The sequence below is a fragment of the Methanocalculus sp. genome (genome assembly GCF_029762515.1).
GTDB lineage: Archaea > Halobacteriota > Methanomicrobia > Methanomicrobiales > Methanocorpusculaceae > Methanocalculus.
The window spans coordinates 1-3,877 of the sequence record NZ_JARVGN010000220.1 but is presented as its reverse complement, the minus strand read 5'-3'; the positions used below and the strand labels follow the sequence as shown (position 1 = coordinate 3,877).

The 3,877-nt window shown below is 54.5% G+C and carries 6 protein-coding genes; 3 read left to right on the top strand and 3 right to left on the bottom strand.

The window, feature by feature from the left end:
• A partial coding sequence (locus tag QCH34_RS08385) for a HEAT repeat domain-containing protein (protein WP_300332797.1) occupies positions 1-217 on the top strand: 217 nt, incomplete at its 5' end.
• 2 nt (positions 218-219) lie between these two features.
• Here the strand turns inward: QCH34_RS08385 and QCH34_RS08380 are convergent.
• Genes QCH34_RS08380 through QCH34_RS08370 form a run of 3 tightly spaced genes read right to left on the bottom strand, consistent with a single transcriptional unit; the run spans position 220 to position 2,306 of the window.
• On the bottom strand, positions 220-822 hold the full coding sequence (locus QCH34_RS08380) for a DUF2179 domain-containing protein (RefSeq protein ID WP_300332795.1): 603 nt from the start codon (positions 820-822) through the stop codon (positions 220-222).
• A 44-nt stretch (positions 823-866) separates the two neighbouring features.
• Positions 867-1,412, bottom strand: coding sequence for an arginine decarboxylase, pyruvoyl-dependent (locus tag QCH34_RS08375; RefSeq protein WP_300332793.1), 546 nt, complete (start codon positions 1,410-1,412; stop codon positions 867-869).
• A gap of 51 nt (positions 1,413-1,463) precedes the next feature.
• A complete protein-coding gene (locus QCH34_RS08370) occupies positions 1,464-2,306 on the bottom strand; it encodes an MBL fold metallo-hydrolase (protein WP_300332791.1) in 843 nt (280 codons plus the stop codon).
• Between the two features lie 59 nt (positions 2,307-2,365).
• On the opposite strand from QCH34_RS08370, the gene QCH34_RS08365 reads away from it, so the two are divergent.
• Positions 2,366-3,580: a hypothetical protein gene (locus QCH34_RS08365; RefSeq protein WP_300332789.1), complete on the top strand. Its 1,215-nt coding sequence runs from the start codon at positions 2,366-2,368 to the stop codon at positions 3,578-3,580.
• Between the two features lie 38 nt (positions 3,581-3,618).
• A partial coding sequence (locus QCH34_RS08360; protein WP_300332787.1) for a response regulator occupies positions 3,619-3,877 on the top strand: 259 nt, incomplete at its 3' end.

The following is a 3,877-nucleotide window of genomic DNA, read 5'->3' as shown; positions in this document are numbered from 1 at the left end:
AATGGAGATTTTGGCCGGGATCGGAGAGCCTGCGATTCCATCGTTTATCGTGTACCTGAAGAACGAGGACCCCTCGGTCAAAAAACGTGCCGCGGTGATCCTTGGTGAGATCAGGAGCTTCGAGGCACATGAGCCGCTGACTGATCTCCTCCATGACAGCGATCCTTCTGTACGCCGTGAGGCATTCGAAGCGATCGAGCAGATCAAGAGAAGGTGAGGCTACTTCTGTTTTCTCCGGATCTTCATCGCGTTCAGCCGTGAACTGAGAAAACCCGGTTTTTCAAGGGGGAATATCCCCTCTTTTACCGATCGGACATCCTCAATCGAGTAGAAGGCATTTGGATTAAAGTGTTTTATCAGTTCGATCACTTCGGTGAGCCGGGAACGGTTGATGACACAGAAGATCAGTTTGACATCCCCGGTTACACCTTCGGCATTGATCGAGGTGATACCGAAATTCTTCTGTTTTAATGCATCAACCAGCTGTGATGCATCCCGGTTTGTGATCACCCTGACGATCACCTGGCCGATGGAGAGGTGATCTTCAATGATGATGCCCAGATAATTCCCAAGCGCAAACCCAAGCCCATAGGCAATATAACAGGCAGGATTATTCAGGTTCTTCATGATCTCCCCGATGGCAAGGAGCCAGATGATCACCTCAAAGAACCCAAGTGCAGGTGCAAGGAACCGGTACCCCCGTGCAACAAAGATGATCCGGAGGGTTCCCATGCTGACATCGAACATACGTGCGATGACGATGAAGATGGGGATGAGAACCCAGGTATAGAGATCTGTAAAAGGGATGCCTATGATCTCCATATTCTGACCACCTTCTAAAAAAGTTGGATGCTGATTATCCTGCTTCAGAGGACAAAGACAGCGGCTGCAAGGACGGTCACCCATTTACCATCCGCATCACCTTCTGCAGACTGGCAGATATGGGTCGTCTTGATGATCTTTCCACTCGCCTTATAGATCTGTTCCCGTTCCTGCCATGCCTTATCGGGATCAAACTCGATCCCAAGGGTGGTCGCAAGCATCGTTGCGGCAAGATCCTCTGCATATTCACCCGAGACAAACGCAGTCTCACCATAGGCATGGTGCTCTGAGAGGTACCCGTACTCATTTGCATCTTTTGGGAGTGCGAGTCCGATTGCAGATGATAACAGGCGGTTTGGCTCCTTCGTCTCATTCCGTGCCATCACACAGTAGACGATCTCGCCTGCATTGAGTTCTTTGAGACCATCTTCCGGGGAGACGATCGTTGCGTTTGGTGGGAAGATACTCGAGACATACACAAGATTGTACTTCTCGATCCCGGCTTTCCTGAGTGCAAGCTCAAATGAGGCGAGTTTGTCTTTATGGACACCCACCCCTTTTGTGAAGAATACCTTTGAGGGAACAACCATATGCATCATTCGAACTGCAGAGAGTTTAAACTTTGTCCGGCTAAAACCGCATTATTCATCCCATGAGAGGTATGATCCCACCCCGATGGGCGTGATTGCATGGTGATGAGAGAGTGCAATGGTTGCAGGAAGCCCGGTACAATGACAGGGAAAGATGACGCCAATGTCCGACTCTGCACACCATCGGGAGACTTCATCGATCCGGGCAGGTGTTGCCGAATAGAGGTGGAGACCTCCGATGATTGCTGCAACCCGATCATCCCCGCAGACACTCCGCGCGTATGCAACCGTATGCTCGATCCCTGCATGGGTGCAGCCGCAGATGAGTACAAGCCCCTCACTTCCCCGGTACACGAGGCACGAATCCTCGATGACAGGATCGGGTACCCACCCGTTTTGGGTCTTGACACAGGCGCTGCTCTGTGCTATCTGTTTTGGATCAGTCCTTGGAATCTCGCCGAGGAAGGTGATCCGATCTGAGACGTTCTGCGGAGAGACGGAGATCTTCACCTCCCCAAACATTGAGAGATACTCAGGGGAGACCGGGCAGCCGGCATCTCCGCCTTCTTTTGCCTTCTTCCTCCCGAAGGTTGCCGGGTGGGTGATGAAGAGAGGCTCTTTGGCTGGTTTCCCCTCGATTCCTGCCCTGATATGAAGTGCAGCAAGGGGCGGCAGGCCGCCGGTGTGATCGATATGGCCATGGGAGAGGACGACTGCATCAAGATCAAGGAGATCGATGCCCATTGCAGCGGCATTCCCGATGAAGAGATCCGAATACCCGCAGTCAAAGAGGATGCGGGTATCGCCATCCTCAATATACAATGAAAGTCCGGGTTCACTCCGGAAGTACCGGTCAATCAAGGTGGTGTTCTCTATGAGTACCGTCAGATGCATGTACGAAACTTTGTTGTATGAAACGAAAGCCTCTTTCATCACGGCGATGATGTCTGGGTATGTTCAGACGAGGAGCCTTCTGCATTACCTTGCTGCTCCTTCTGGTCTCCTCTGCCGGAGCCTTCCTTGTGGAGAGTGCCGAGGGGGTCCCGGAAGGGTACCCCGTCTATGGTGAGGAGCTGGAGCTTGAGATCTTCATCACATTTCCCGGCCTTGACCCACGCTCGTTCCCATCAGAAGACACACTGGAACTCAGGACTGGACTCACAAATCCCCGCTGGACGGTTGATATGCACCGATCGGGTGGCGTGAGCACCCTGAAGCAGAGCAGTAAGAGCAGGGAGATGATCCCGGGATGGGAGCTCAGTTACCCTTCAGGCGAGGATATCGCCCTGACTATCCGCGTATCGGGCACCGTTCCCCAGCTGGCTGAGCCGGGGAAGATCACCATACTCTCAGTACGCCAGCTCGACGGCTCCTATGCGCTCCGCGGGGAGAATGAGTACCTGATCGCACAGACGGCGTATCCTGCCGGGAGCGTCCCCTCAGGCACACCACCGGATCCGGTGGTCGCCGCCCCATCCCCTCCGGATCTCTCGGCGTTCACGGTGTCAGAGCGATCAACCACCCCTACCAGGCTCCTTCAGCCCGGAGAGACCACAACGCTCAGGACATACCTCTACTTCGACAGAATCCCCCACATCACGTTTCCAACAAGTGATACGCTCAGGCTCCAGACCCGTTTAATAAATGCTACATGGGCGGTCAGCATCCACAAGGGGGGAGCTGAAATCCCACGAAACCCCCGGAGCGGCTATTTCTATACCATCCCGGGTTTTGAACTCTCCTATCCGGCACGCGAGAACCTCGGCCTCTCTGTTGCCGTCACCGGAGTGGTGCCCGCCGGAGTAACTGCGCCGCTCCTCGAGATCACCCAGTGCGGGCCTGACGGCTATGTAAGGGAGGGTGCGATCTTCGCCCATCCCGCAGGAGTTGTCACGATCATCCCGACAGAGACTCCGGCACCAACCGATCTGCCCACCCCGGTGCCAACAGTCACCCCGGCCACCACACCACCAGGAACAGAGAGCCCCACACCCCTGCCGACCCCGGAGATGACCCCGCTCCCACCACCTCCAAAGGGCGAGATCTTCCCTGATGGCATCACCATCGATGGCATTCTCAATCTCATCCGTGAACTCATCGATCATGGAACACTCTTTGTCAACCGGTTGATGCCGCTCATTGAACGGATCGCCGGGATCGGATCATGAGCAATGCTTTATTAAAGAAGAGAGGAGAATGAATCGTCATGGCAACCGAATCCGGGAGCATGCCACCCAGGAGAAAGAACGGACATCCCCTGATCCTCTTTGTCGATGATAACGAGGTGCTCAGGGGGATCATAACCGAGGTGCTGGAGGGACGGTGCGGGTATACTGTCATCACCGCGGACGGGGGGAGAGCCTGCCTCAATACCCTCGTCGATATCAGGCCGGACATGATCCTCCTCGACATTATGATGGAACCGATGGATGGGTGGGATACCCTCAGGGAGATCTACTCTAATG

Coding starts and splice junctions, on each gene's coding strand:
- QCH34_RS08380 (WP_300332795.1), bottom strand. CDS start 822: ATGGAGATCATAGGCATCCCTTTTACAGATCTCTATACCTGGGTTCTC.
- QCH34_RS08375 (WP_300332793.1), bottom strand. CDS start 1,412: ATGGTTGTTCCCTCAAAGGTATTCTTCACAAAAGGGGTGGGTGTCCAT.
- QCH34_RS08370 (WP_300332791.1), bottom strand. CDS start 2,306: ATGCATCTGACGGTACTCATAGAGAACACCACCTTGATTGACCGGTAC.
- QCH34_RS08365 (WP_300332789.1), top strand. CDS start 2,366: ATGTTCAGACGAGGAGCCTTCTGCATTACCTTGCTGCTCCTTCTGGTC.